Source organism: Spirillospora sp. NPDC049024, assembly GCF_040649235.1.
GTDB lineage: Bacteria > Actinomycetota > Actinomycetes > Streptosporangiales > Streptosporangiaceae > Spirillospora.
Genome location: NZ_JBEZFD010000034.1, coordinates 1 through 25188, shown reverse-complemented (window position 1 = coordinate 25188; position 25188 = coordinate 1). Strand labels below are relative to the sequence as shown.

Genomic DNA, 25188 nt, shown 5'->3' with positions numbered 1-25188 from the left:
CTCGGTTCCTCCGGTTCAGTGCAAGAGGCGGCGAGACAGTTCGGGTGGGCAGATTCCGCACGGCAGGGTGGTGGCGAATCCGGCGGCCTGGCTGCCCCACAGGCGGCGGAGCCGGATCTTGGCCGAGTCGGCGGACGCCTCCACTTGGGCCACGGCGCGTTGGAGCTGGCCGGGGTCGGTGACGGTGACGGTCGCGTACATCGAGACCAGGCAGACCCCGGCGCCCATGGCTTCCTCGGCGGCGGCCTGGCGGGCGCGGGCGGCGTCCCAGCTGTCGCGGGCGGTCTCGTCGCGGCCGGTGCGGCGCCGGAACTGGGCGCGGAACGCCGCCGCATTGACCTCCTGTTGCAGGACGCGGCTCGCCGCCGCGGCGGGCAACGCCCGGTACTGCAAGGTGACGCGCTTGGGGAACGGGCCGGGCGCGACCAGCCTGGCCAGGACGTCCGAGCGCACGTTCTGGCGGGGTGGCTCGTGCCAAGCCCAGCTCACCGAGTGCCCGCCGTCGTGCTCGTAATGGGTGGTGTGCTCGGTCGCTGCGACCGGTCCGGCATCAGCCCACGACAGGATCTCTTCTGAGTTCGGGCGGGCGAGCAGCCGGTTCACCTCACCGCGCGCATCGGGGTCGAAGGCGATCCGTACCGCCCCGGCGATCTCGGCCGCGGTGGCGCGTCCCAGCACGGACACGCCACAGCCACCGAGCCGGGAAGCCAGCCCGTCCAGCGTGCGGCCCAGTTCGGCGACCGCCTCGAACAGGTCCTTCGGGCCGGCCGCGGACGCCTTGGGATCGAAGGTTATCGAGACGCGGGTGTCGACATCGGCGGCTGCTGCGGGAGCTGTGCGGACGAGTTCGCTCATAATGGTGCGGGCCGGTTCCGGCGCGGTGTCCACGACGGCGCGGTCGACGGCGTCGGCGAGTGTCGAGCCGGGCTCGGGGGCGGTGTCGACCGTCACGCTCACCCAGCGGACGGCGGGCATATGTCCGAGTGCGGCGAGCCAGCCGCCCCAGGAGGCGACCCAGGTGTCGGCGTCGCTGCGGTCGGCCAGCCAGGTCGAGGCGGGGACGACTCTGAGCGTGGCGGTCAGCAGACCGGCGCGGCGGTCCCACACGATCCCGTACCGGCCGCCGTAGCCGTCCTCGGCACTGAGCAGCGTCAGCGGCGCGAGCACGCCCGGGAGTTGGAACGCGCGGGGGTGGTCAATGACGACGCCGGCCCGGTAGCGGGTGTGGCCGCGCCACACGCCCCAATGCCAGCGGCACCGCGCCAGAACGATCCGCGCCAGCGGCACGCCACCGACCCGGATCAGGCTCAGTGCGCCGCCGATGAGCGCGGGCGGGAGCAGGTAGACCAGCAGTCGCGGGGCGGTGGCCGCGACCAGCACGAGCAGCATCGCGGTGCCGAGCGCGATGAAGGTCGAGGTGGTGTCCAGGCCGAGCAGGCCGATGCCCTGGCGGCGTCGCCAGCCGCCGTAGGTGCGGATGTCATGCTCCACCGCCGCCACCCCCTCCTCCGGCCGCGCCGGTCGGTCCGCCCAAGCCGCCGGTGGCGGCCCAGCGGACGGTGTCCTCACCGCGACGGCGTTCCCGGTCGGCCGCGCGGAGGCCGGCGGGTCCGACTGGTTCACCGTGACCGCCGTCGGGCGGAGCCCACCCGTGACCGTCGGGCGCGGGCTGCCCTGACCCGGGATGGTCGGTGCCGGGATTGCTGGTTCCTGCGGGGGCGCTTGGATCGGAAGAGTGATGGCCGAGGCCGCCGGCCGGTGCCGATGTGCCAGGTGGCTGACCGGGCGGGGAGGGCGGCTGGTCGGCAGGGTCGTCGCCGGACGGCGGCGGCGCTGGCGGGCCTTGGTCGCCGAGCTGCTGGTTCAGGTAGTCGGCGTGCTCGCCTGCCGAGTCCGACCGGCCACCTGCCGAGCCCAGGGCGCCGTAGGCGCGCAGCGCGCCCAACGCGGTGGCGCTGCCCATCAGCGCGCCGAGGATGCCGCCGCCGGTGCTTGATTCGGTGCCGCCGGTCGTCCAGTTGAAGAACTTCAGCAGGACCGGGAAGGCGATCAGGCTGATCAGCATCATCACGAACCCCATGAGGATCACGCGCAGGTCCTTGCCTTTGCCGACGAGCGTGAACGCCGTCGCATACACCGCTGCCGCGGCGGGCTTGTAGAAGATCAGCGCGAGCATCCAGCCGGAGACGCGGGTGAACCAGGAGCGGGTCGAGGTGGTGATCACACCTGCGGCCGCCAGCGGCAACAGCCCGGCCAAGATGACCAGCGCCGCTCCGCGGAACAGCAGCAGGATCGCCTGGATGATGCCGATGATCAGCGCGATGAGGCAGAGGATGAGGACCAGCGCGGCCGGTGTCCCGCTCGGCACCATCACGATCTGAGTCATCCGCTTGGCGAAGTCTCCCTGCGAGGAGGCGTTCAGCACCCAGCCCGACCACTGGTCACCCCACTGCAGCAGCAGATTCGGAAGGACGGTGCCGATCACGGTGACCGTCGCGAGCACGACCAGGCCGCGTCCGGCGTCGATCAGCGGAACCGCCTTGCGCGACAGCGCCATGCGCGCGGCGACCGCCAGCAACGCCAGTGCCGCGACCGCGATCGTCAGCGGCTGGACCAGGAGCTGCAGGTACCCGATCGCCGGTTCGCCCTCCAGGTCGGGGGAGGGGGTCTTGACCCACCAGGCGGCGGTGTTGGAGATCAGCCAGCCGACCGCCGACTGAAACGACTTGGCGGCCTCGTCCAGCATGTGCCCGCCGACCATGGCCGGGATGTCGGGTATCCCGGGCAGGAACGGGCTTCCGCCGCCGTGGCCGTCGTTGTCGACCGGCTGGACGCAGGCCGGGTCCATGACCGGTGAGCAGGGATCGATTGGAAGCATCAGGAGCCCCCGTTCGGGAGGGGCACATAGCCGTCCGGCGAGTCGATGGGGGATGCTGCCCCGGCCCATGTCCCGCCCGGGGGAGCGAGAAGACGCCAGTCACCGTCCTGCCACTGCAGTTGGAGCCGGGTCACGGCGCGGGCCGTCACATCGCTGTCGCCCGGTCCCGCTGACACCAGATCCAGGCTCGCCGCCTCGGGGGAGTAGCCCTGCCAGCGGAACCCCTCCAGCACGACGTAGCCGCGGCCGAGAACAGCACCATCCGGACGGCGGCCCTTCAGCTGTTCGTAGGCCTCGCGCGTCGCATCAAGCAGGGCGCTGGTGTCGGGGCCAGTGACCTGCCGCTCGATGGTCGGCCCGAACACCTTGCTGCCCCACTGCGCGTTGGCGCGCACCGCGATATGGATCGCGGCCAGCAGAGCCCCGCGCGGCGTCCGAGCGAACCCCGAGGCCAGATCACCGGCGGTGTCGCGTGGCCCGTCCTCAGCGGAGTAGGGCAGGAGAACGCCGTGGTAGTCCCGCCACGACATGCTGGCGAAGGAGATCTGCGGCGCACTGACCATCTGCCCGGCTCGCGACGTCGTTCGCACGATCACCGGAGTCGTCGTGGGAAGCGTCCTGAAGACCGGAGGCGCCAGAAGCCCGACCAGCACTCCGCCGCCGATCACCGACGCCGCGATGACCGGGCCGCGACGCCACCACGCGACGCCGTCGACAGGCTTCGTGTCGTCGTTCGCCCGGGTCATTTGAAGAACACCCCGACGATCGGAGCCGCCGTCGCCGCCAGACTCAGCCCGCCCAGCACCCACGGGATGCCCGTCGCTCCATCAGCGGCGAACGTGGACCGGTTCTTGCGACCAATGGCCATCTGACCCGCGCAGATGAACAGGCCTGCGACGCCGCAGATCAGCACGCCCCACTTGCCCCACGCCAGCAGCGTCTCCATCTTGCTATCGAGCCCAGGCGGGGGAGCTGGGGGCGGATCGGGCACATCGACATCCGCGCCCACGAGCAGGACCGCGGCGAGCATCGACGAGATCAGAGTCACCGGCGCTCCTCACTGACCAGGCGCCGGATCTCAGCGAGTGCCTGGTACGCCTTGCCCGGCAGCGCGACCGTCGAGGGGTCCTCGACGAGCCGCAGCGCCCGCACATGCGGGACGCGCACCACGCCACCGACCCGCGCGGTCAGCAGCCCGTACCGGGCCGTCGCGTCCCGCGACTCCGGCCCGCCGTCACTGACGATCGCCAGCGCGGCCACGCGCTCGCCCCACTCATGCAGGGCACCGATCGCGGCGGTGGCGTGCGTGGCCGCCACCGCGGTGTTGCGCGCCGCCAGCACCACCGGACGGCCCTTGGCCTGCAGCGGCGCCTGTCCGAGATCCAGCAGCTGGCCGATCGAACCCATGTCCCACGCCGCGGGCAGCAGCGCCGCCAGCGTGGAGGTCCCGGCGCCGCCATGCGCGCCGGCCACGACCACGTCAAGGACCTCTGCCGACTGCTCGGCCGGGATCGTTCCGGTTTGTCGAAGACTCACCCGCATACCCCCGAATCAATGCGCTGGGTTGTTGGTCGCTCACAGTACGTGGCAAGATTATGGAGCGCAAGCAACGTCAAACAGTTTCTTCGAGAACCATCTGACCTCAAGAACGTGCTTCCGCAGCGCCCGTCCACCACACTGGAGAGGACGACCCGTGACCGCCGAACCAGGAGCCCCCGCGATGACCGAGACACCCGGCCGCGACCCCGACGTCCTCACCACCGCCGAACTCGCGACCAAACTCGGCCTCTCGCCCCAGACCGTCCGCCGGATGGCCAACGCAGGGCAGATCCCCGCCCTCAAGACCGGCAAGGACTTCCGCTACTCCTGGCAAGCGGTCCGCGAGGTGCTGCGGCAGCCCCACCAACCGGGGGAGACCGCACATGAGCCACCCGAACCCAAGAAGGGCGCCGGATACCGCGCCCAACGCCGCGCCCGCACCGGCGCCCAGAACCAGACCACCCAGGAACAGGTCAGCCAGGAGTAGCCCGCCCCGGCGACCGGTCCAGCGGCCGACGCGGTGAAAACCGCCGCCACCGCATGCGCCGCCGCCCTCGCCCTCCCGCTGGCCCTGGTCATCCTGTTCGCCGACCAGGACTCCGCCGCAGGAACCGGCTCAGAGTTGGCTGGCGCGCCCACCGCCGAAGCCGAACGCGACATCCCACCGGCCTACCTGCGCTGGTACCTCGACGCCGCCGCCACCTGCCCCGGCCTGCCCTGGAACGTCCTGGCAGCCATCGGCAAGGTCGAATCCGACCACGGCCGCTCCACCGCACCCGGCGTCCACTCCGGCCAGAACTTCGCCGGAGCCGGCGGCCCCATGCAGTTCCTCGCCGCCACCTGGGCCGCCTACGGCATCGACGGCGACCACGACGGCCGCAAAGACCGCTACAACCCCGCCGACGCCATCCACGGCGCCGCCCACTACCTGTGCACCAACGGAGCTGGGAAAGGCGGCAAGCACCTCTACCGGGCCATCTGGCAGTACAACCACGCCGACTGGTACGTCCGCAAAGTCCTGGCCCAAGCCGCCCTCTACGCCGCCCCCACCGCCACCGGACGCGGTGCCACCGCCGTCCGCGCGGCCCTGCGCTGGCTCGGCACCCCCTACTCCTGGGGCGGCGGCGGACCCTCTGGCCCCACCTACGGCATCGCCCAAGGAGCCGGCATCAAAGGCTTCGACTGCTCCGGCCTCACCCAATACGCCTGGGCCCAAGCCGACATCCGCCTACCCCGCATCGCCGCCGACCAGTACAACGCCGGAACCCACATCCCCCGGCCCCAACTCCAGCCCGGCGACCTGCTCTTCTTCGCCACCAACCCCCGCAACCCCGCCACGATCCACCACGTCGGCATCTACTACGGCCGCGGCCGAATGATCCACGCCCCCCACACCGGCGACGTCGTCCGCATCTCCCAGTTCACCGGCAACCCCTACCGCGAACGCCAGTACGTCGGCGCCACCCGCCCCGCACCCCACACGGCAGAAGCCTGACCGGAGGCACGCGCATGCACACGCCACGCCATCCCAACTGCTCCGACCATGCCCCCAGGACCGCTCCTGCGCACGCCACCCCTGTCGGCGATAACTCCGAAGAGGCTGCCGCCCTTCGCCCCTCGGACCGCGACCGTGTCGCCGCCCCGCTCACCGACTCGTCCCCACTCCGCCACGTCCGCCACAACGGTGGCACCGAGCCTCTCTACGGCCGTCTCCTCCCCGAAGGGGTTCTTCCTCGAGACGACGGAAGCGGAGGCGGTATCAGCCACACCGGGTGGTGCTGCCAGTGACCCCTCGTTCCGGATTCCCATGTAATGCATGTGAGCGCTGCGGTGCTCCGATTTTGTCCGAGTCGGTACATTCCTCCGGCGACAGGAGTGCGCCGACCACCCACCCCGAGTACGGAGGGGCGCGACCGAGCGATACGGCAGCCGAGAGCGGCTCTACGAATGACGGGAGCCGACTGCGCGTGTACACCGTCGAGCAGGTCGCCGAGATTCTGCAGGTCGGCCGCGACAAGGTGTACATGCTGCTCCGTACCGGACGCCTACGCAGCATCAAGATCGACAGGTTGCGACGGATCACCGATCGGCAACTCGACGACTTCATCGCCTCACTCGAGCAAGTGAAGTAACACTACGTATGCAGTGTGCTACATTGTGCTACGTAAGTCCTTGGGTGTGCCCGGTAAGGGAGGCCCAAGGCTCGCTTCTTGATAACTCCATCGACGCGAGCGCGATCTCAACTCGGCACAGGCAACTGACGAGAGGAGACGCACATGGCCGACGACAGGACGACCCTGCCCGCCGTACGCGTGGACACAGCCTTCAAGCAGCGCTTGTCCGCGTATGCGGAGTCGCAGGAACGCGACGTGTCATGGGTCATCAGGAAAGCGATCAAGGAGTATCTCGACCGACGCGAGGAGCGATCGATTGAGCAAGATCCTGATCGGTAAGTACGAAGGCACCGTCTACCCGGAGAAAGGAGGGTACACAGGGGCCCTTTCCCTCGGCCTCGGCCCCGACGGGAAGCGCAGACGCATCAAGAGGAAGGGAAGGACCAAAGCCCAGGTCCTGGACAAGCTCAAGCAAGTGGTCGCAGAGCTGGAGGCCGGCATCAAGGCCCCGGCGAGCTACACGGTCGAGGACTGCGTCGAAGATTGGCTCGCCAAGGGCCTCAAAGGGCTGGATGACGACACGGTCGGCAACTACCGGAGCCTGGCCCGCAAGCATGTCATCCCGCTGCTCGGTAAGGCCAAGCTCGTCGATCTGCGGGCCGACGACGTCGACGAGTGGCTCGACGGGCTCTCCGGCGCGTTGTCGAACCGGACCTTGCGGCTGGTGCACGCGATCCTCAAGCGCGCGATTCGGCAGGCTCAAGCACGCGACATGGTCATGCGGAACGTGGCCGAGCTGGTCAGGACCCCCAAGGGCACGGCCGGACGACCGAGCCGGGCTCTCACCCTCGACCAGGCCCGCGCTGTGTTGCAAGCGGCCCAGTCATCGCGACTGCACGCCTACGTCGTGGTCAGCCTGCTGACCGGCGTCCGTACGGAAGAAGCCCGCGCGTTGCAGTGGGCGCACGTCGTGGCGTGGAGCGATGAGACGGCCGAATGGCGGCCGGTGGTCAAGGCGGGCTTCGATCGCGACAGGTTCGCCGTCTATGTGTGGCGGTCCGTGCGGGCCCACGGCGACACCAAGACCGAGAAATCGCGGCGGACGCTGGAGCTGCCGCTGCAGGCGGTGGACGCGCTGCGACGGCATCACAAGCGCCAGGCCTCCGACAGGCTCAAAGCAGGGCCAGCGTGGCAGGAGACCGGCCTGGTGTTCTGCTCGACGACCGGAAAGCCGCTGGACGCGGCGAACGTGCGGCGGGGGTTCCGGCTCATCACCAAGAAGGCGGGGATCGGGGAGACCTGGTCGCCGCGCGAACTGCGTCACTCGTTCGTATCGATCATGAGTGACGAGGGAGTGCCCATCGAGGCGATCGCCGACCTGTGCGGGCACTCCTCTCCGGCGGTCACCGGGGAGGTCTACCGGCACCAGCTCAAGCCGGTGATCACCCGGGGCGCCGAGGTGGCCGACGTGGTGTTCGGTCCGGGCAAGTCGGCGTAGGCCGGATGGTGGTGGCTCCCCTTTTGGCTCCCCATCGACCTTCAAGATCGAAAAAGGGCTCCGGAAAGATCTCCGAAGCCCTTCTGACCTGGTCTTTCTCTGTCGGGACGGCGGGATTTGAACCCACGACCCCTTGACCCCCAGTCAAGTGCGCTGCCAAACTGCGCTACGTCCCGGTGCCTGGTGGAGCAGGCGTGAATTACTGTAGCGCAGTCTGCGGGGTCGTGCGTACCGAGATACGGGTGCGCGGATCTCTGGTAGGCAGGCCGGATGGTGCGGTTGCGGGTGGTGCTGGCCGGGGTCGTGGGCCTGGGGCTGGTGTGCGGGTGCGGGGACGGTGGAGGGGCTCGGCCGGTGAGCAGCGGGAGCCCTGAGCCGCGGGTGTCGGGGACGCCTTCCAAGGCGCCGGTCGTGAGGGTGCCGGCGGGGGTGCGGGCCTCGTACGAAGTCTTTGATCGGGCCGCCGGGCGGGTGGTGGTGGCGCGGGCGACGCGGCGGACGTTCCGGTCGGCCTCGGTGGTGAAGATCCTCATTGCGCTGGACTACATGGACCGGCACGCGGTGTCGGCGGCCGATCGGCGGTTGCTCGTGCCGATGCTGCGGTCGAGCGATGACGCGGCGGCCACGGAGTTCTGGCGGCGGGGCGGGCAGGGGCGCATCATCGAGCGGATGGTGCGGAAGGTGGGGTTGGAGGACACCGCGCCGCCGCCCGCGGAGAAGCCCGGGTTCTGGGGGTATACGGCGCTCAGTGCGCGGGACGTGGTGCGGATGTACCGGTATCTCCTGGACGAGGCGCCGGAGGCGCAGCGGGTGTTCGTCCTGGAGCAGTTGCGGAGGTCGACGCCGTGCGGGACGGACGGGTTCGACCAGACGTTCGGGATTCCGCGGGCCCTGAAGCGGCCGTGGGCCGTCAAGCAGGGGTGGTCCGGGTTCGGGGAGACGCCGGCGGAGCCGTGCCGCGGTGTGCGGCCGGCGGCTTGGGGGCCCGATCTGGGGCTGGGGCGGCCGGTGCTGCACACGACGGGGGTCGTGGGGGACAGGATCGTGGTGGTGCTGACCCTGCACCCGGCGGGCACGTCGTTCCGGACGGCGGCGGCGCGGATCACCTCGCTGACCAGGCAGGTAGCGAGGGTGTGACGCGGGTCACAGAGCGGGGAACGGTTCCCTCCCGAGAGGGTCACCGGAAGCGGTCGAGTCCGGGCGGGAACGGAAAACCCGGGCAAAGATATGCCCTCCTTATGAAGAGATGGGCGAATAGTCCCTCACTGACGTATGTAGCTTTTTTCTCCCAGAGGCACGTGACGCCGAACGGGGGACAGGTTGGCGGAAGCGGAGGGCGCCCAGCCCGGGGTCCACGTCGCGGACGTGGAGGACCTGCGGGGCGCGGCACACGACCGCGCGGTGCTGGCCGAGGCGCGGGTCGTGCTGGCCCGCCGGCTCGGCGTTCCGCCGGGTGAGGCCCTGCAGCACCTGATCTGGCTCGCGCGCGACCTCGACATGGACCTGGCCGAGGCGGCGTCCCTGCTGGTCAAGGACGGGGGCGGCGGGCCGGTCGGGGCCGTGGTCGCGGGACGGCGGGCGCCGCGCACCGAGGAGGTCCCGGCGGAGCGCCAGGCGGTGCTGTCGGAGGCCGAGGACGTGCTGCGCCGGGTGACGGCGGAGGACACCGCGGGGGACGCGGAGATCCTCGCGCGGGTGCCCGACGACCCGGCGGCGAAGGCGGTGCTGGACGGGGCGCTCGACTCGGCGGCCCATCTGGTCCCGGTGCGGGGGCCGGACGGCAACGTGGCCGACTTCCTGTTCGCGGAGCTCAACGGCGTCGCCAGGGACATGTTCGGGCGCGGCCCGGAGGAGCTGACCGGGCTGCGGCTGCTGCGGACGGACCCGGGTGCGGTGCTCAGCGGCCTGTTCGACGACTACGTCGAGGTGCTGGAGTCCGGGATGCGGCTGGAGCGCCCCTCGATCCAGTACTCGACGGCCCAGCGCGGCCTGTCCCGCTCGTCGCGGATGAGCGTCCGGTGCGTCCGGGTGCCGACCGGCGTCTGCGTGACCTGGCGGTACCACCTGGCCGAGGACCGGATCGCGCGGCGGCTGGAGCGGGTCGAGCGGCTCGCCCTGATCGGGTTCGGGGAGTGGGACCTCGCGACGGGTGAGGCGGACTGGACGCCGCAGATGCTGGCGAACTACGGCCTGTCCCCCGACGAGGTGCCGCCGGTGCCGCACGACCTGCCGAAGGTGGTGGCGGACGACGACCTCCCGCTGGTCGAGGAGGCCGTCCAGACGATGTTCTCGCGGCGCGAGCCGGTCGAGGCGGAGCACCGGGTGATCGGCCACGACGGGACGCCGCGCCACCTGTGGGTGTTCGCCGAGCCCGTGCTCGGCGAGTCCGGGCTGCCCGTCTCGATCAACATCGTGTCGCAGGACATCACCCGGCGGCGCGGGGTGGAGCGGGCGCTGGCCGAGACCCGGCGGCAGATGCTGCGGCAGCAGGCGCGGACGGCGCAGGAGCGGCGCGTGGCGGTGACGCTGCGGCGGGCCATCCTGCCGGACGAGAACGAGATCGAGCAGCTGCCGGGCCTGTGCACCTCGATCCGCAGCATGGCGGCGGAGAGCACGGCCCGGATCGGCGGCGACTGGTTCGCGACCCGGACGCTGCAGGACGGGCGGGCGATGTTCGCCATCGGGGACGCGGCCGGGCACGGCCTGCCGGCGGCGGCGGCGATGGCGCGCACCCGCAACGGCCTGCTGGGGCTCGCCTGCACGGGTGAGCGGGCGGGGCGGCTGGTCGGCTGGCTGAACGAGCTGATCGGCGCCATGGACCCGCCCGCGACGGGCACCGCCATCGTCGCCCACTACGACCCGTCGCGGCACGTCCTCGAATGGACGTGCGCGGGCCACCCGCCGCCGATCCTGGTGCGGGACGGCCGGGCGGCGCCGCTGGAGGTCGTCCGCGACCCGATGCTCGGCGCCATGCCCGGCTGGGAGTACACGACGATCACCACCCGGCTCCACCCGGGCGACATGCTCTTCCTCTACACCGACGGCCTGGTCGAGCGCAGGGACGCCGACCTGGACGAGCGGATCGTCCGCCTCACCCGCATCCTGCGGGAGAGCTCCATGCGCCCCGATCTGGTGCTGGACGAGGTGCTGGGCCGGATGGAGCACGACCGGGCGGCGGACGACACCACGCTCTTCGCGGTCTACGTGGTGTGACCGTCCGCGCCCCGCGGTGAGGAACGACACCCCTGACCAGCGAAGATCGCTGCGTGTGATGTGCGCCTCACTCGGAGGGCGGGGAGAGGGGCTCCGGCGGCGCGGCCCGGCCCGCCGGCCGCTCCTTTTCGATCTTCTTTACCTTTTCCGGGAGAACCGGTAAGCCCATCGGGCAAAGGGCTGCGCGGCACTCCGACAAAGATCGGGAAGACGCGGCGGGGTGCCGGTGTTGGGAGTCCCTTGGAAGGGCTTTGAGCAGGCAAGACTTTACTTTATGCCTGGTTTGCTTTTCTTGGGATGGTTGGTACGTTCGATCCCGAATCACGCAGCGCGTCCCATGCGTTGCCACCGGTCGCACCATGCGCGGCCGAGGATCGCGGAGCGGTATCCGCACGCGATGCGCGCCAGGTGATGCGCGCCCCCTCATCAAGATCAGCCAGCAGAACATCCGTATACCGGCACCGCGTCCGCGGTGCGAGGCCGAGTCCGTCCGGTCGCAGAGACCGGAACGGAGCCGGGGACCCACGTTTCTGGGGTGAATCGGCGCGTCCGAGAGTCGCGCCGTAGGGCTGCTTCCATGCCCGAATCCGTCAGCTAACCCGGTAGGCGCCATGGAAGACAAGGAGATTCCCTGCATGTCCGGTCGCTTTGATCGTCTTTCGCTCAACCGCTTCACGTCCGAGGACAAGGCCCTTGGCATCGCCGCAGGCGCCGTCCTGGCGGGCGCGGTCGGGCTCTCGGTGCTCAACCCCCTCGCCGGCGGCCGCGCGGCCGCCGAGACCCCCGCCGGCGCGGCGGCGGTCGCCGAGCAGGGCACCGCCTCCCACGCCTCCTCCGGCGCCAAGACCGTGAAGGCCGAGCGGGCCTCCGCCGCCGCCGAGGCGCGCCGCGAGGGGTTCAAGGTTCCCCCGCACGCCGTCAAGCCCGCCGAGGTCATCAAGCTCGCGAAGAAGCAGGTCGGCGTGCAAGAGGGCAAGGGCGGCATGACCAAGTACCACAGGTGGTACGTCTCGACTCCGCACGCCAAGGAGACCGCCAAGCGCGACGGCGGCTTCTCGGTGAAGGAGTACAACGGCGCCCAGTGGTGCAACATGTTCGTGTCCTGGCTCGGCGCCCAGACCGGCGTCAAGAACATGGGCTGGGACGCCTACACCGTCCAGCACGCCAACTGGTTCAAGGAGACCGGCCGCTGGGGCCACACCGCCAAGCCGGGCTCCGTGGTGTTCTTCGACTGGCAGGACGGCTCGAAGGCCGGCATCGGCGACATCGACCACGTCGGCATCGTCGTCAAGGACAACGGCAACGGCAAGATCACCACGATCGAGGGCAACACCGACAACGCGGTGAAGGAGAAGGTCCGCGACAAGTCGCAGGTCGTCGGCTTCGGCTACCCCGACTACGCCCGCTGACCCGACCACGCCCACTGACCCGACCACGGTCCACGAAGGCGCCCGTTCCTCCCGGAGGCGCCCCTCCCCAGAAGGCGCCCGGCCGCACGGCCGGGCGCCTTCTGGCGTTCCGGGTGTTGTGCCCAATGTCTCCGGGGACGGTGGGTAATGCCAAGCGTTGACAGGCTTTGATCCCCCTTGGACCTCAGTGCGGCGTTCCTGGAAAGGAATCCAGCACGCCGGAGTCTGCGGAGGGGGGATGCCCATGGCGGCGCGCCCGGATGTCAGCGTCGTGGTGATCGCCTACAACGACGCCCGCCGGCTCCCGAGGGCGGTGGCCTCGACGCTGGCGCAGTCGCTGGGCGGCGTCGAGACGCTGATCGTCGACGACGCGAGCACCGACGGCACGGGCGAGGCCGCCGACCGGCTCGCCGCGGCCCACCCGGGGCGGGTCCGGGCCGTCCACCTGCCGGTCAACTCCGGCGGCTGCGGCCGTCCCCGCAACACCGGGATCGAGGCGTCCACCGGCCGGTACCTGATGTTCCTCGACAGCGACGACCTGCTGGACCGGCACGCCTGCCTCAACCTGCTCGCCGCCGCCGAGGACACCGGCGCCGACATGGTCTCGGGGCTCTGCGACCGGATCTTCCTCGACGTGCCGAGGGGCGCTAAGGGGCGGGTCCGCCCCTGGTATCCGTGGCTGTACCGGCACAGCGCCGTCCACGAGTCGCTGAGCGAGAACCCCGATCTCCTGTACGACACCCTTTCGACCAACAAGGCGTACCGGCGGGGCTTTCTGGAGGAGCACGGGCTGCGGTTCGTCGAGCGGCTGCACTACGAGGACCTGCTCTTCACCGCCGAGGCCTACCTGGAGGCCGGACGGACCGCCCTGATCCCGCACCGCGTCTACAACTGGCTCGTCAAGGAGCGGACGCCGGATCCGTCGATCTCCAACCGGCGCGCCGAGCTGGCCAACTTCGCCGACCGGCTGGAGATCCACCGCCGCATCGACATGCTCTTCGCGCTGCGCGGCGCCTACGACCTGCAGCGGGCCAAGGACGTCAAGTTCGTCAACCACGACCTCGTGCTGTACCTGCGGGAGCTGCGCGGACGCGACCCAGCCCTCCAGGCGCGCTTCCTCGACCTGGCCGCCGCCTACCTGGCCGAACTGGACCCGCGGGTCTTCGAGGAGGCCAACCCGATGCCCGCGATCGCCGCGCACCTGGTCCGCGAGGGCGACCACGCGGGAGCGCTCGCCGCCGCCGAGTACGACCCGGCCAGGCGCACGGAGCTGCGCGCCCGCCTCGTGGAGCGGGACGGGCGCGTCTACTGGGGCGCCGGGCGCCCGCGGGGCCGGATCGGCCGCCGCGTCCTGGACGTCACCGGCTTCGGCTTCCACCTGCGGCCCCTCCGCGAACTGCGCCCGGCGAACACCGTCACGCGGCTGGAGACGCGCGGTGTCCGCGTGCTCATGGCCGGCTACGTGCTGAACCCGCTGGGGCGGATCCCGCCGGAAGCCGAGCTGACCGGGACGCTGGAGTTCTCCGACCGGCGCCGCCGCTCCAGGAGGGCGCGGATCCGCGCGTCCGTCCGGCACGAGGGCGACCGGCTCACCTGGCGGGCCGAGTTCGACCCCGCCCGGAAGATCCGCCCGTACGGGTTCATCGACCCCGTCTGGGACGCCCGGCTGCGCATCCGGGTGGACGGCGAGGAGATGGTCACCCGCCTCGGCGAGGGACGCGGGTCGCCGCCGCTCGGCGGTGCCGCGCTGCCCGTCCGGCCCCGGCTGACGCGGTTCGCGGGGGACCGGCTCCGCTCGTACGTCACCGAGGGAGGGCACCTGGCGTTCGCCCTGGAGACGGGGAGCCCGTGGGCGAGGCTCGCCCGGGCCGTCGCGCGCCGCGCCGCCCGGTCCCGGCCGGGACGGCTGGCCAGGTACCGGGCGCAGGGGCTCGGCACCTCGGTGCGCCGGACGCTGACCGCCCGCAACACCAAGATCGTCGTATTCAACCGGGTGCTGAGCCGGCTGCCCGTCCGGACCGGCCTGGCGGTCTTCGAGAGCCAGCTCGGCCGCCACTTCTCGGGCAACCCCAAGTACGTCTACCGGGAGCTGCGCAGGTCCGGCCGCCCGGTGGAGGCGGTGTGGTCGTACGCGTCGTCCCCCAAGGGGTTCCCGGACGACGCCCGGCTCGTCAAGCGCGGATCATGGGCGTACTACCTGGCGCTCGCGCGGGCCCGGTACTGGATCGACGACCAGGGCTTCCCGGACGGGCTGCGCAAGCGTCCCGAGACGACCTACATCCAGACCTGGCACGGCTCGGCGTTCAAGCTGATGGGCATGGACCAGCCGCGGCTGAAGTCGGGCCCGGCCTCCGACCAGGCGCGGCTGCGTCGGATGGTGGAGCGGTTCGACTGCTTCCTGGTGCGCTCCGGGCATGACGCCGAGACGCTGTGCAACGGCCTCGGCGTCCGCTCCGAGCTGCTTCCGGCGGGCTACCCCCGCAACGACCCCCTGGTCAACGGGGTGGACGGCGATCCGGAGCTGGCCGCCGAGGTCGCGGAGCTGCGGGACTCGCTCGGCCTGGACGACGGGCGCCGCGCCGTCCTGTACGCCCCGACGTACGCCATCGGGCCGAAGGGGCGGCGGATCCGGCTGCTGGACCCGCCCGTGGATCCCGCCGTCTTCGCGCGGGAGCTGGGGGAGGAGTTCGTGCTGCTCGTCCGGCCGCACTACCTGTGCCGGGCCAACGTGCCGCCCGGCGCCCGCGAGGTCATGCGGGACGTCGGCGCGGTGCCCGACGTGACGCCGCTGATGCTGCTCGCGGACGCGCTCGTCACCGACCACTCCTCGATCATGTTCGACTTCGCGCTCCTCGACCGGCCGATCGTGCTGCACCTGCCGGAGGACCGGGACCTCGCCACCGGCTACTTCGACCTGGAGCGCCACGCCCCCGGGCCGATCACCCGCACCGAGGACGAGCTCGTCGCCGCGCTCGCCGGCCTGGACGCCGCCGAGGCCGAGTACGCCGCGCGGCGCCGGACGTTCGCGGCGCGCTTCGGCGAGCACGACCGCGGCGCCGCCGCCAGGACGGTGGCGGACCGCTACTTCCCGGCCGCGCCGCCCGGCAGGAGGGGGCCGCCGAGCAGGAGGAGGGAGCGCCATGGCCGCGCCGCGTGACGTCTTCATCGTGTGCAACAACGCCGACGACATGGGCGGCCTCCAGCGCTGGGCGCACCACATGGCGCGGCTGCTGGCCGGGCGCGGCGACCGCGTCACCCTCGTCGGGATCACGCGCGGGCCGGAGCCGTACCACCACGGCCGCGACGGCTCCTATGCCGTCGAGGTGCTGCACGGGGAGTGGCGCCCGCCCGCCATGGCGTGGCGTCCGCGGAAGGCCCTGCGGCGGCTCGATCCGGTGGCGCGGGCCCGCGACCTGTGGCGGTCCGCCGTCCAGCGGCGCGGCGCGGTGAGGCTGTCGGAGCTGTTCGCCGCCGCGAGGCCGGGAGCGGTCGTGATCGCGGCGCAGGTGTGGGCGATGGAGTGGGTGCGGCTGGCCGACACCTCCGGGCTGCGCGTGGTGGCGATGAGCCACGAGTCGTACCAGGCGACCCGCGCGTCCTCGCGGTACCGGCGGGTCAAGGAGCACTACCCCTGGGCCGACCGGATGCTGGTGCTCACCGCCGAGGACGCCGACGCCTGGGCCAGGGACGGAATGACCAACGTCGACCACATCCCGAACGCGCTGCACGTCACGCCCGGCGTCCACCCCACGCTGGACCTGCCCGTCGTCGCCTGCGTCGGCCGCCTGTCCTACGAGAAGGGCGTGGACCTGATGCTGGAGGCATGGGAGCGCGTCGCGGGACGGCATCCGGGGTGGCGGCTGCACATCTACGGCACCGGCCCGGACGAGGGGGACCTGCGGGCCCAGGCGGACGCCGCCGGGCTGTCCCGCTCCGTCGAGTTCCGGGGCGCGGTGTCCGACGTCGAGGAGGCGCTGGTCGAGGCTTCGGTGTTCGCGCTGCCCTCGCGGGCCGAGGGGTTCCCGATGTCGGTGCTGGAGGCCATGGCGTACGGGCTGCCCACGGTGGCGTTCGACTGCGCGCCGGGCGTCCGGGTCCTGATCGAGGACGGGCGGGACGGTCTGCTGGCCGGTCCGGGCGACATCGCCGCGTTCGCCGCCGCGCTCGACCGGCTCATCGAGGACCCGGACCTGCGCCGCGCGCTCGGCACCGAGGCCCGCGCGTCGGTGCTGCGGTTCCAACCGGACACCGTCCTCGCCCGCTGGGACCGGCTGTTCGACCTGCTCCACCGCGAGCTCCCGGCCACCGCGCCGGATCCCGCGCCGACCCGTGCGCCGGCCCGCGCGCCGGGCCGTGCCGCGTCCCCCGTTCCGGGGCGGATCGCGACGCGGGGGGCCGAACCCGCCCTGGGGGGTGATTCTTTCTAACAACTGTTTGGTAGAGTGCGGGGCGTGAAGCAGAACGAGTCCCCCGCGGACCGGGCCTTCCGCGCCGAGGTCCGCGACTGGCTCCAGGACAACCTGTCGGGTGAGTTCGCGCACGCCCGCGGGCTCGGCGGGCCCGGCCGCGAGCACGAGGCGTTCGAGGAGCGGCTGGCCTGGGAGCGGCACATGGCCGCCGCCGGCTGGACGTGCGTCGGCTGGCCCCGCGAGTACGGCGGGCGCGGCGCCACCGTCGAGCAGCAGGTGATCTTCCACGAGGAGTACGCGCTCGCCGACGGCCCCGCCCGGGTCAACCACATCGGCGAGAACCTGCTCGGCCCCACGATCATCGCGTTCGGCACCGACGAGCAGCGCGCCCGCTTCCTGCCGCCGATCGTGGCGGTGCGGGAGCTGTGGTGCCAGGGGTACTCCGAGCCCAACGCGGGGTCCGACCTCGCCAACGTGCAGACCCGCGCCGAGCTCGCCGGCGACCACTGGCTGGTCAACGGCCAGAAGGTGTGGACGTCGCTGGCCCTCGAAGCCGACTGGTGCTTCGTGGTGTGCCGCACCGAGCCCGGCTCGTCCCGGCACAAGGGCTTGTCGTACCTGCTCGTCCCGATGCGGCAGGACGGCGTGGACATCCGGCCGATCGTCCAGCTCACCGGCACCTCCGAGTTCAACGAGGTGTTCTTCGACGGCGCCCGGACCGACGCGGGGAACATCGTCGGAGCGCCCGGCGACGGCTGGAAGATCGCGATGGCGACGCTCGGGTTCGAGCGCGGCGTCGCGACCCTCGGCCAGCAGGTCGGGTTCCGGCGCGAGTTCGAGGGCGTCGCCGACCTCGCCCGGCGCACCGGCGCCATCGACGACCCCCTGCTGCGCGACCGGCTGACCAGGTCGTACATGGGCCTGGAGATCATGCGGCTGAACGCGGTGCGCACCATGGCGGGCGTCGCGGCGGGCGCGCCCGGTCCCGAGTCGTCGATCTCCAAGCTCGTCTGGGGCACCTGGCACCGCGAGCTCGGCGAGCTGGCCATGGACGTCCTCGGCGCCGCCGGCCTCGTCGCCGACGGGGCGCCGGGCGCGGGCCCGGACGGCGGGTCCGCGGAGGCGCAGCCCTACGACCTGAACGACTGGCAGCGGCTGTTCCTGTTCTCCCGCTCCGACACGATCTACGCCGGGTCGAACGAGATCCAGCGCAACATCATCGCCGAGCGCGTCCTCGGCCTGCCCCGTGAACCGGCCGCCGACAGAAAGGCACGCGGATGACCCCGCCCCCCTACGTCCCCGGGCACGGGCTGCTCGCCGGCCGCGCCGTCGTGATCACCGCGGCGGCCGGCGCCGGGATCGGCGGGGCCACGGCCCGCCGCTGCCTGGAGGAGGGCGCCCGCGTCCTCGTCTCCGACGCTCACGAGCGCCGGCTCGCCGCGACGGCGGAGGAGCTGGTGAAGGAGTTCGGCGCCGACCGGGTCGCCTCGCTGCCCTGCGACGTCACCTCCGAGGAGCAGGTGCAGGCCCTCTACGGCGCGGCCGTGGAGCGGTTCGGGCGCGTCGACGTCGCGGTCAACAACGCCGGCCTCGGCGGGACGGCGGACCTCGTCGACATGACCGACGAGCAGTGGGGACGCGTCCTCGACATCACCCTCACCGGCACGATGCGCTGCACCCGCGCCGCCCTGCGCCTCATGCGGGACCAGGGCTCCGGCGTCATCGTCAACAACGCCTCGGTGATCGGCTGGCGGGCGCAGAAGGGCCAGTCGCACTACGCCGCAGCCAAGGCCGGCGTCATGGCGCTCACCCGCTGCTCCGCCCTGGAGGCCGCCGAGTTCGGCGTCCGGGTCAACGCGGTCTCCCCGTCGCTCGCCATGCACCCCCACCTGGTCAAGGTGACGTCCGAGGAGCTGCTGGAGGAGCTGACCCGCCGGGAGGCGTTCGGCCGCTACGCCGAGCCGTGGGAGGTGGCCAACGTTATCGTCTTCCTGGCCAGCGACTACTCGTCGTACATGACGGGGGAGGTCGTCTCCGTCTCCTCCCAGCACGCATAGGGACACCGGCACATGAGGAAGAGCGCATGAGTCCACGACGGCGCGACGCCGAGGGCACCGCCGCCGCCCGCGCGGGGCGGCGGGCCGAGCTGCTCGCCACGGCCGCCGAGGTGTTCGCCTCCCAGGGGTACTCCGCCACCACCGTCCGGAAGGTGGCCGACGCCGCCGGGATCCTCGGCGGCAGCCTCTACTACCACTTCGACTCCAAGGAGTCGATGGCCGACGAGATCCTGTCGACCTTCCTGGACGACATGTGGACCGCCTACGACCGCGTCCTGAGCGCGGGCCTCAGCGCGCGCGACACCCTGGAGGCGATCGTCGTCGAGTCGTTCCGCTCGATCGACAAGCACCGCCCCGCCGTCGTGCTCTACCAGAACGAGTCCAAGCACCTCGCGACGAGCGAGCGGTTCCACTACCTCCTGGACTCCCAGCGCCGGTTCGAGGAGATGTGGCTGTCCCTGCTGGACCGCGGCGTCAAGGAGGGCGCGTTCCGCGCCGACCTCGACCGGACCCTCATCTACCGGTTCATCCGCGACACCGTCTGGGTCGCGGCCAACTGGTACCAGCACGGCGGGCGCCTGTCCGCCGACGACATCGCCAAGCAGTACCTCGCCATGTTCCTCGAAGGCATCCAGGCGAGCTAGGCCCCCGTACGAAGGAGACATCCCCATGGCCGAGGCATACATCGTCGACGCGGTCCGCGCCCCGGTCGGGCGCCGCAACGGCGGGCTCGCCGGAGTGCACCCCGCCGACCTCGGCGCGCACGTGCTGACCGCGCTCATGGACCGGACGAAGATCGACCCGGCCGCCGTGGAGGACGTGGTCTTCGGCTGCGTCGACACCCTCGGCCCGCAGGCCGGCGACATCGCCCGCACCTGCTGGCTCGCCGCCGGCCTCCCCGAGGAGGTCCCCGGCGTCACGGTCGACCGGCAGTGCGGCTCGTCCCAGCAGGCCGTCCACTTCGCCGCGCAGGCCGTGCTGTCCGGAACCTCGGACCTGGTCGTCGCGGGCGGCGTGCAGAACATGTCGCAGATCCCGATCGGCTCGGCGATGACCGCCGCGGCGCCGCTCGGCTTCACCGAGGGCCCCTTCGCGGGCTCCGCGGGCTGGGCGCGCCGCTACGGCGACACGGAGGTGTCGCAGTTCAACGGCGCCGAGATGATCGCCCGCGACTGGGACCTCTCCCGCGAGGAGATGGAGGCCTTCGCCTACGAGTCCCACCAGCGCGCCATCCGCGCCATCGACGAGGGCCGATTCGAGCGCGAGATCGCCCCCCTGGAGGGCGTCGCCGCCGACGAGGGCCCGCGCCGCGACACCACCCTGGAGAAGATGGCGGGCCTGAAGACGCTTGTGGAGGGCGGCCGGCTCACCGCGGCCGTCTCGTCGCAGATCTCCGACGGCGCCGCCGCGCTGCTCATCGCCTCCGAGCAGGCCGTCAGGGACCACGGCCTCACCCCCCGCGCCCGCATCCACCACATCTCCGCGCGCGGCGAGGACCCCATCCGGATGCTGTCCGCGCCCATCCCCGCCACCGCGTACGCGCTGAAGAAGACCGGGATGACGATCGCCGACATCGACGCCGTCGAGATCAACGAGGCGTTCGCGTCCGTGGTGCTCGCCTGGCTCAAGGAGACCGGCGCCGACCCGGCGACGACCAACCCCAACGGCGGCGCCATCGCCCTCGGCCACCCGCTCGGCGCCACCGGCGCCCGGCTGATGACCACCCTCCTGCACGAGCTCGACCGCACGGGGGGCCGCTACGGCCTCCAGACCATGTGCGAAGGCGGCGGCCAGGCCAACGTCACCATCATCGAGCGGTTGGCCTAGCCGGAGAGGGCGGGAGGCGGATCGTGGAGGTTTTCGAACCGGCGCGGCTCGGGCCGTTGACGTTGCGGAACCGGGTGATCAAGGCGGCCACCTTCGAGGGGATGACGCCCGACGCGCTCGTGACGGACGACCTGATCGAGTACCACCGGCGGCCGGCCGCCGGGGGAGTGGGGATGACCACGGTCGCCTACTGCGCGGTCGCGCCCGAGGGGCGGACCGAGGGGCGGCAGATCTGGATGCGGCCGGAGGCCGTCCCCGGGCTGCGGCGCCTCACCGACGCCGTCCACGCGGAGGGGGCCGCCGCGTCCGCGCAGATCGGGCACGCCGGCCCGGTCGCCGACGCGAGCTCCACCCGCCTGCCCGCGATCTCGGCCGGACGGTTCTTCAACCCGCTCGGCATGGCCTTCACCAGGGTGGCCACGGCCGAGGACATCGAGCGCATCACCCGCGCCCACGCCGGGGCGGCCAGGCTCGCGATCGAGGCGGGCTTCGACGCCGTCGAGATCCATTTCGGGCACAACTACCTGGCCAGCTCGTTCCTCAGCCCCCGGCTCAACCGGCGCAAGGACGGCTTCGGCGGGCCGATCGAGAACCGGGCCAAGGTCGCGCTCGGCATCGCCCGCGCCGTCCGGGACGAGGTCGGCGACCGCATCGCGATCACCGGCAAGCTCAACATGCGCGACGGCGTGCGCGGCGGCCTGGAGATCGACGACAGCCTCTACGTCGCCCGCAGGCTCCAGGAGGAGGGCACCGTCGACGCGCTGGAGCTGACCGCCGGCAGCTCCCTGCTCAACCCGATGTACCTCTTCCGCGGCGAGATGCCCATCCCGGAGTTCGCGGCCAGCTACAAGGCGCCCATGCGGATCGGCCTGCGGATGTTCGGCAAGCGGTTCCTGCGCACCTACCCCTACCAGGACGCCTACCTGCTGGAGCACGCCCGCAGGTTCCGCGCCGAGCTCGATCTGCCGCTGATCCTGCTGGGCGGCATCACCGACCGCGCGGCCATGGACACCGCGATGGCGGAGGGCTTCGAGTTCGTCGCGATGGCCCGCGCCCTGCTCCGCGAACCCGACCTCGTGAACCGGATCGCCGCCGACCCGTCCACGCCGTCGCTGTGCATCCACTGCAACCGGTGCGTCCCGACGGTCTACCAGGGCACCCACTGCCCGCTCGTCCCGGAACCGAATTGACCTGGAGCGCACTCCAGCTCCTAGTTTCGGGGGCATGACCCCCGGACGACCGGCCCGTGCGGCGCGGACGGAGCGGCGACCCCTCCAGCGGTGTGCGCTCCTACGCGGTCGACCCGGAGGAGGCCCGGCGGCTGTGGGCGCTGTCGGCGGAGCTGACCGGGGTGAACGCGTTCGCGTAGCGCCTGCGACGATGGGGCCCGTGATCGACATCGCGGGATGGGCGCCGGAACCGCAGGAGACGACCGAGGTCATCGGCGCCGGGCCGGCGGCGGCCCTGGCCGGGGTACTCGACGTCGAGCCGCCGGGGGAGGAGCTGCCGCCCCTCTGGCAGTGGCTGCACTTCCTCGAACGGCCCGCGCAGCGCGAGCTGGGGCCGGACGGGCATCCGCGCGAGGGGCGTTTCCTCCCGCCGATGCCCGACCGGCGGCGCATGTTCGCCGGCGGGCGGTTCCGGATCCACGAGCCGCTCCGCATAGGGGACGCCGTCACGCGCCGGGCGGAGCTCGCCTCCACCGCCGTGAAGCAGGGGCGCAGCGGGGAGATGCTGTTCGTGACCGTCCGGCACACCTTCGTGCGGGACGGCGCCGAGATCGCGGTCGAGGAGCAGGATCTCGTCTACCGCAGCGGGGACACGGCGCCCCGTCCGGAGCGGGCGGTGTTCGAGGCGCCGGACGTGGACGCGCCGTGGACGCTGAGGACGGCCGCCGACCCGGTCATGCTGTTCCGGTTCAGCGCCCTCACCTACAACGCCCATCGCATCCACTACGACGAGGCGTACGCGACCGAGGCGGAGGGCCACGCCGGCCTCGTCGTCCACGGGCCGCTGCTCGCGATCCTCTGCCTGGAGCTGCCGCGCCGGGCGGGCCTGAAGGTGCGCGAACTGTCGTTCCGCGCCCGCAGGCCCGTCTACGCCAGGCAGCCGTTCGTGGCGGCCGGATCCCCGGACGGCGCCCTCGCGATCCATGCGCCGGGCGACGTCACGGCGATGACCGCCACCTTCGCGTAGGCGCCGCCTGCGTGCGGTGGCCCCGCCCTAGGCGGCGGGGACCGGTGCCTCCTCGACCGCCGGGCCGCCGCGGCGCTCCGCCGCGACCTGCTGGACGTAGCGCTTCACCTCGCCGCTCACCCGCTCGTCGTCCCAGCCAAGCCAGGGCGCGATGAGCTCGGCGACGCGGGCCGCCGCGGCGACGCCGCCGTCCCACTCCTCGATCGAGATGCGCAGCCGCCGCGAGAGGACGTCCTCCAGGTGCAGCGCTCCCTCGTGCGTCACCGCGTAGACGGCCTCGGCGCACAGGTAGTCCTCGGCGCCGGGGACGGCGGCGCCGAGCGCCGGGTCGTCCGCGACCAGGGCGAGGACCTCCCGGGCGCACGACCCGTACCGGTGCAGCAGGTGCTCGATCCGCGCGACGTGCAGGCCGGACTCGGCGGCGAGCCGGCGCCGCTCGTTCCACAGCACCTCGTAGCCGGTGGCGCCGAGGATCGGCAGCCGGCCGGTGACCGACGCGGGAACCGAGTCGTCCAGGCCCTCGGCGACGACGTCGACCGCGTCCCGCGCCATCACGCGGTAGGTGGTGAACTTCCCGCCGGTGACCACGACGAGGCCGGGCACCGGCTCGGCGACGGCGTGCTCGCGCGACAGCCGCGTGGTGTCGTCCATCTCGCCGGACAGCAGGGGTCGCAGCCCCGCGTAGACGCCCTCGATGTCGTCGTGCGTGAGCGGCGTCCGCAGCACGGCGTTCGCCTGCTCCAGGAGGTAGCCGATGTCGGTGTGCTCGGCGACGGGCCCGTCGGGGCCGTGGTCGTGGGGGGTGTCGGTGGTGCCGACGAGCCAGTGCCGCCCCCACGGGATGATGAACAGGACGCTCTTGGACGTCCGCGTGATCAGCCCGGTGCCCATCGGGATCCGGTCGCGGGGCACGACCAGGTGGACGCCCTTGGACGCCCGCACGCCGAACGAGGCCCGCGAGCCGGTCATCGCCTGGGCGCCGTCCGTCCACACCCCGGTCGCGCACACCACGCTCCGGGCCCGCACGGCGATCTCCCGGTTCCCCTCCAGGTCCAGGACGTGGACGCCGGTGACCCGCTCGCCCTCGCGCAGGAACCCCGTCACCTCGGCGCGAGTGGCCACCCTGGCCCCGTACTGGGCCGCGGTGCGGGCGACCATCATCGTGTAGCGGGCGTCGTCGACCTGCGCGTCGTAGTACTGGACGGCGCCGACCAGCGCGTCCGACCGCAGGGCGGGGGCCTCCCGCAGGGCGGCCCGCCGCGTGAGCTGGCGGTGCCGGGGCAGCGACCGCGCGCCGCCCATCGAGTCGTACAGGGTCACGCCCGCGCTGACGTACGCCCGCTCCCAGACCCGGTTGCGCAGCGGGTAGAGGAACCGGACGGGGCGGACCAGGTGCGGCGCGAGCCGCTGGAGGAGCAGGCCGCGCTCCCGCAGCGCCTCCCTGACCAGCGCGAAGTCGCGCTGCTCGAGGTAGCGCAGCCCGCCGTGGATCAGCTTGCTGGACCGGCTGGACGTGCCTGCCGCCCAGTCCCGCGCCTCCACGAGGGCGACGGACAGGCCCCGCGAGATCGCGTCGAGCGCCGCGCCGGCGCCGACGATGCCGCCTCCGACGACCACGACGTCGAACTCGGTCTCCGCCAGGTCGCGCAGGGTGTCCTCGCGGTACTGCGGGCCGAGGGCTACGGATGTCACTGCATGCTCCCGAAGAGAGGTCAGGTCGAGTGTCGTGCGGGCGGGTTGCGGCGGGCCGTCGCCCGGAGGACCTCCGGGCCAACGGCCCGCCGCTTCCCGGCGAAGTGCGGTGAGCGTCAGGTGCCGCTCGGCCCCCGTGGCGAGGGGCCGAGCGGCGCCCCCGTGCTCAGTCGCCCAGGTCGACCCAGTCGAGGGTCCGGTCGACGGCCTTCTTCCAGGCCCCGTAGCCCTGCTGGCGCTTGTCGTCGTCCCAGGTGGGCTGCCAGCGTTTGTCCTCGTTCCAGTTCTGGCGGAGTTCTTCGGTGGTGTTCCAGAAGCCGACGGCGAGGCCGGCGGCGTAGGCGGCGCCGAGGGCG

Annotated in this window: 23 protein-coding genes, 1 tRNA gene, 1 pseudogene and 1 riboswitch; of the genes and pseudogenes, 17 read left to right on the top strand and 8 right to left on the bottom strand. The window is 72.1% G+C overall.

The genetic code is table 11. From position 1 onward, the window contains the following. Nucleotides 1-15: 15 nt before the first annotated feature. The 5 genes from AB0C21_RS39935 to AB0C21_RS39915 all read right to left on the bottom strand — a co-directional run bounded on the left by AB0C21_RS39935 (nt 16) and on the right by AB0C21_RS39915 (nt 4414). Complete coding sequence (locus AB0C21_RS39935) at nt 16-1491, bottom strand: SCO6880 family protein (protein WP_500211408.1); 1476 nt, start codon at nt 1489-1491, stop codon at nt 16-18. Beyond that, nucleotides 1481-2746, bottom strand: coding sequence for a hypothetical protein (locus tag AB0C21_RS39930; RefSeq protein ID WP_500211407.1), 1266 nt, complete (start codon nt 2744-2746; stop codon nt 1481-1483). Before AB0C21_RS39930 ends, AB0C21_RS39935 begins: the two co-directional genes overlap by 11 nt. A 131-nt stretch (nt 2747-2877) precedes the next feature. Continuing rightward, nucleotides 2878-3624 (bottom strand): DUF8175 domain-containg protein, encoded by a 747-nt coding sequence (locus AB0C21_RS39925; protein ID WP_500211405.1) that lies wholly within the window; start codon nt 3622-3624, stop codon nt 2878-2880. Beyond that, nucleotides 3621-3926, bottom strand: coding sequence for a hypothetical protein (locus tag AB0C21_RS39920; protein ID WP_500211403.1), 306 nt, complete (start codon nt 3924-3926; stop codon nt 3621-3623). The genes AB0C21_RS39925 and AB0C21_RS39920 overlap by 4 nt, the downstream gene beginning before the upstream one ends. Then, nucleotides 3923-4414 (bottom strand): hypothetical protein, encoded by a 492-nt coding sequence (locus tag AB0C21_RS39915; protein WP_500211402.1) that lies wholly within the window; start codon nt 4412-4414, stop codon nt 3923-3925. Before AB0C21_RS39915 ends, AB0C21_RS39920 begins: the two co-directional genes overlap by 4 nt. 184 nt (nt 4415-4598) lie before the next feature. Here AB0C21_RS39915 and AB0C21_RS39910 point away from each other — a divergent pair, with 184 nt between their 5' ends. The 5 genes from AB0C21_RS39910 to AB0C21_RS39890 all read left to right on the top strand — a co-directional run bounded on the left by AB0C21_RS39910 (nt 4599) and on the right by AB0C21_RS39890 (nt 8029). After that, nucleotides 4599-4904: a helix-turn-helix domain-containing protein gene (locus AB0C21_RS39910; RefSeq protein WP_173392821.1), complete on the top strand. Its 306-nt coding sequence runs from the start codon at nt 4599-4601 to the stop codon at nt 4902-4904. A gap of 33 nt (nt 4905-4937) precedes the next feature. Beyond that, entirely contained in the window at nt 4938-5912 is a 975-nt protein-coding gene (locus tag AB0C21_RS39905; protein ID WP_500211400.1) for a C40 family peptidase, read from the top strand. A gap of 472 nt (nt 5913-6384) precedes the next feature. After that, nucleotides 6385-6549, top strand: a complete 165-nt coding sequence (locus AB0C21_RS39900; RefSeq protein WP_173398236.1) for a helix-turn-helix domain-containing protein — start codon at nt 6385-6387, stop codon at nt 6547-6549. A gap of 144 nt (nt 6550-6693) precedes the next feature. After that, nucleotides 6694-6870, top strand: a complete 177-nt coding sequence (locus AB0C21_RS39895; RefSeq protein ID WP_500211399.1) for a CopG family ribbon-helix-helix protein — start codon at nt 6694-6696, stop codon at nt 6868-6870. Then, a complete protein-coding gene (locus AB0C21_RS39890) occupies nt 6848-8029 on the top strand; it encodes a tyrosine-type recombinase/integrase (RefSeq protein ID WP_500211398.1) in 1182 nt (393 codons plus the stop codon). The genes AB0C21_RS39895 and AB0C21_RS39890 overlap by 23 nt, the downstream gene beginning before the upstream one ends. A 102-nt stretch (nt 8030-8131) precedes the next feature. On the opposite strand, the gene AB0C21_RS39885 is transcribed toward AB0C21_RS39890, so the two are convergent. Continuing rightward, nucleotides 8132-8205 (bottom strand) — tRNA-Pro (locus AB0C21_RS39885). A gap of 235 nt (nt 8206-8440) precedes the next feature. Between AB0C21_RS39885 and AB0C21_RS39880 the strand changes: the two genes are divergently transcribed. The 12 genes from AB0C21_RS39880 (at nt 8441) to AB0C21_RS39825 (ending at nt 23140) form a co-directional block, all read left to right on the top strand. Further along, the gene (locus tag AB0C21_RS39880) at nt 8441-9166 is read left to right on the top strand and encodes a hypothetical protein (protein ID WP_500211396.1); all 726 of its coding nucleotides are present in this window, start codon (nt 8441-8443) and stop codon (nt 9164-9166) included. A 183-nt stretch (nt 9167-9349) separates the two neighbouring features. Continuing rightward, nucleotides 9350-11242, top strand: coding sequence for a PP2C family protein-serine/threonine phosphatase (locus AB0C21_RS39875; protein ID WP_500211395.1), 1893 nt, complete (start codon nt 9350-9352; stop codon nt 11240-11242). Between the two features lie 485 nt (nt 11243-11727). Next, nucleotides 11728-11866: riboswitch (cyclic di-AMP (ydaO/yuaA leader) on the top strand. Between the two features lie 11 nt (nt 11867-11877). Further along, a complete protein-coding gene (locus tag AB0C21_RS39870; RefSeq protein ID WP_500211393.1) occupies nt 11878-12651 on the top strand; it encodes a CHAP domain-containing protein in 774 nt (257 codons plus the stop codon). Nucleotides 12652-12895: 244 nt separating this feature from the next. Continuing rightward, nucleotides 12896-15808 (top strand): bifunctional glycosyltransferase/CDP-glycerol:glycerophosphate glycerophosphotransferase, encoded by a 2913-nt coding sequence (locus tag AB0C21_RS39865; protein ID WP_500211392.1) that lies wholly within the window; start codon nt 12896-12898, stop codon nt 15806-15808. Beyond that, nucleotides 15792-17078: a glycosyltransferase family 4 protein gene (locus AB0C21_RS39860; RefSeq protein WP_500211390.1), complete on the top strand. Its 1287-nt coding sequence runs from the start codon at nt 15792-15794 to the stop codon at nt 17076-17078. Before AB0C21_RS39865 ends, AB0C21_RS39860 begins: the two co-directional genes overlap by 17 nt. A 24-nt stretch (nt 17079-17102) precedes the next feature. After that, complete coding sequence (locus AB0C21_RS39855) at nt 17103-18341, top strand: acyl-CoA dehydrogenase family protein (RefSeq protein ID WP_500211388.1); 1239 nt, start codon at nt 17103-17105, stop codon at nt 18339-18341. Continuing rightward, on the top strand, nt 18338-19117 hold the full coding sequence (locus AB0C21_RS39850; RefSeq protein WP_500211386.1) for an SDR family oxidoreductase: 780 nt from the start codon (nt 18338-18340) through the stop codon (nt 19115-19117). Before AB0C21_RS39855 ends, AB0C21_RS39850 begins: the two co-directional genes overlap by 4 nt. 26 nt (nt 19118-19143) lie before the next feature. Next, nucleotides 19144-19761, top strand: a complete 618-nt coding sequence (locus AB0C21_RS39845) for a TetR/AcrR family transcriptional regulator (protein ID WP_149264440.1) — start codon at nt 19144-19146, stop codon at nt 19759-19761. A 25-nt stretch (nt 19762-19786) separates the two neighbouring features. After that, nucleotides 19787-20944 (top strand): acetyl-CoA C-acetyltransferase, encoded by a 1158-nt coding sequence (locus tag AB0C21_RS39840; RefSeq protein ID WP_500211385.1) that lies wholly within the window; start codon nt 19787-19789, stop codon nt 20942-20944. Nucleotides 20945-20967: 23 nt separating this feature from the next. Then, nucleotides 20968-22134 (top strand): NADH:flavin oxidoreductase, encoded by a 1167-nt coding sequence (locus tag AB0C21_RS39835; RefSeq protein WP_500211384.1) that lies wholly within the window; start codon nt 20968-20970, stop codon nt 22132-22134. A 56-nt stretch (nt 22135-22190) separates the two neighbouring features. After that, nucleotides 22191-22313 carry a hypothetical protein gene (locus AB0C21_RS39830; protein WP_500211383.1) on the top strand — a complete coding sequence of 41 codons (123 nt, stop codon included), beginning with the start codon at nt 22191-22193 and terminating at the stop codon, nt 22311-22313. A gap of 11 nt (nt 22314-22324) precedes the next feature. Next, entirely contained in the window at nt 22325-23140 is an 816-nt protein-coding gene (locus tag AB0C21_RS39825) for an HTD2 family dehydratase (RefSeq protein ID WP_500211381.1), read from the top strand. A 27-nt stretch (nt 23141-23167) separates the two neighbouring features. Here AB0C21_RS39825 and AB0C21_RS39820 read toward each other — a convergent pair whose 3' ends face one another. Continuing rightward, nucleotides 23168-24832 carry a glycerol-3-phosphate dehydrogenase/oxidase gene (locus tag AB0C21_RS39820; RefSeq protein ID WP_500211380.1) on the bottom strand — a complete coding sequence of 555 codons (1665 nt, stop codon included), beginning with the start codon at nt 24830-24832 and terminating at the stop codon, nt 23168-23170. A gap of 166 nt (nt 24833-24998) precedes the next feature. Beyond that, nucleotides 24999-25188 (bottom strand): annotated as a pseudogene (locus tag AB0C21_RS39815) (glycerol kinase); the annotation flags it as partial.